The sequence below is a fragment of the Marinobacter sp. genome (genome assembly GCF_033722735.1).
Taxonomy (GTDB): Bacteria; Pseudomonadota; Gammaproteobacteria; order Pseudomonadales; family Oleiphilaceae; genus Marinobacter.
This window is the reverse complement of sequence record NZ_JAWVYN010000062.1, coordinates 1-1,904: the sequence shown is the minus strand read 5'-3', so window position 1 is coordinate 1,904 and position 1,904 is coordinate 1. Positions and strand designations below refer to the sequence as shown.

At 65.1% G+C, this 1,904-nt stretch carries 1 protein-coding gene; it reads left to right on the top strand.

Going from position 1 to position 1,904, the window contains the following annotated elements; translation table 11 throughout:
* Positions 1–1,811, top strand: a 1,811-nt coding sequence (uvrD, locus tag R3175_RS18065; protein ID WP_318945735.1) for a DNA helicase II, incomplete at its 5' end; no start/stop codon positions are given.
* Between the last annotated feature and the right edge of the window lie 93 nt (positions 1,812–1,904).

Here is a 1,904-nt window from a genome sequence, read left to right as displayed (position 1 = left end):
AGCTGCGGCTGGTCAAGCGGGTGATGCGGGAGCTGCAGATCGACGAGAGCCGCTGGCCGCCAAAACAGGTGCAGTGGTTCATCAACAGCCAGAAGGACGAGGGATTGCGGGCGGACCACATCCAGGTCAATCCCGGTGATCATTTTGCCGACACCATGGTCCGGGTTTACCGTCAGTACGAGGCCCTGTGCCAGCAGAGCGGGCTGGTGGATTTCGGCGAGCTACTGCTGCGCTCCCACGAACTCTGGCTGCATCGGCCCGAGCTGCTGGCCCACTACCAGCGCCGCTTCCAGCACATCCTGGTGGACGAGTTCCAGGACACCAACACCATTCAATATGCCTGGCTGCAGGTGCTGGCCGGGCACCGGGTACCGCTGACCATCGTTGGCGACGACGACCAGTCCATCTACGGCTGGCGCGGGGCCAAGATCGAGAACATCCAGCAGTACCAGCGCGACTTCCCCAGCGCCCGGCTGGTGCGGCTGGAGCAGAACTACCGTTCCACCCAGCTGATTCTCAAGGCCGCCAACTCGGTGATCGCCAACAACCAGGACCGGCTGGGCAAGGAGCTGTGGACCGACGGCCCGGAGGGGGAGCCGATCAGCCTCTACGCCGCCTTCAACGAGCAGGACGAGGCCAACTACATCGCCGACACCATCGAGAGCTGGGTGGCCGACGGCAACCTGCGCAGCGAGAGCGCCATCCTCTACCGTTCCAACGCCCAGTCCCGGGTGCTGGAGGAGGCGCTGATGCGCCAGGGCATTCCCTACCGGGTTTACGGGGGGCTACGGTTCTACGACCGACAGGAAATCCGCAACGCCCTGGCCTACCTGCGGCTGGTCCATTATCGCCGGGACGACGCCGCGTTCGAGCGGGTGGTGAATGTGCCGCCCCGGGGCATTGGCGCCAAGAGCCTGGCGGACCTGCGCGAATTCGCCACGGAGCAGGGCATCTCCCTGTGGGAAGCCAGCGAGCGTCTGCTCGAAGCGGGGCAGGTGAAGGGCCGGGCCAAGACCGGTCTGCAGCGCTTCATCGAGATTATCGAATCCCTCGCCGAGCAGGCGGAGCATGCCAGCCTGCAGGGTCTGATGAAACAGACCATCGAGGAGAGCGGGCTCAAGGATCACCATGCCAATGAGAAGGGCGAGAAGGCCCAGGCGCGGGTGGAGAACCTGGAGGAACTGGTCAACGCCCTGGCGGATTTCGAGGTGGAAGACGGCGTCGACCCGCTGGCGGAGTTCATTGCCCAGGCTGCCCTGGACGCCGGCGAGTCCCAGGCCGAGGCCCATGAGGACAGCGTTCAGTTGATGACCCTGCACTCCGCCAAGGGCCTGGAGTTCCCCCTGGTGTTCCTGGCCGGGGTGGAGGAAGGGCTGTTCCCCCACAGCATGTCGCTGGAAGAACCCGGGCGAATGGAGGAAGAGCGGCGCCTGGCCTACGTGGGCATCACCCGGGCCATGAAACGGTTGGTGATGAGCTACGCCGAGTCCCGCCGCATCTACGGCCAGGAAAAATTCCACGCCCTGTCCCGCTTCGTTCGTGAGATTCCGTCGGACTGCCTGCAGGAAGTGCGGCTGCGCAACACGGTGAGCCGCCCGGCGCTGGTGGAACGGCCCAACGAAGGGATGTTCGCCGCCCAGGCCAGTGAGCAGGCGGGGGTCTCCCTGGGCCAGCGCGTGCGTCATCCCAAGTTCGGCGAGGGCATCGTCATGAACTGCGAGGGCAGCGGCCACCATACCCGGGTGCAGGTCAATTTTGACGATGGCGCCAAGTGGCTGGTGCTGGCCTATGCGCCGTTGGAGCCGTGTTAGCGGGGCAGTCGTGCCCGGAACGGATTACTGTTCCGGGACCTCTCGGATACGCCCCTGCTCGTCGATGGCAACATACACAAACAGGGCCTCGGT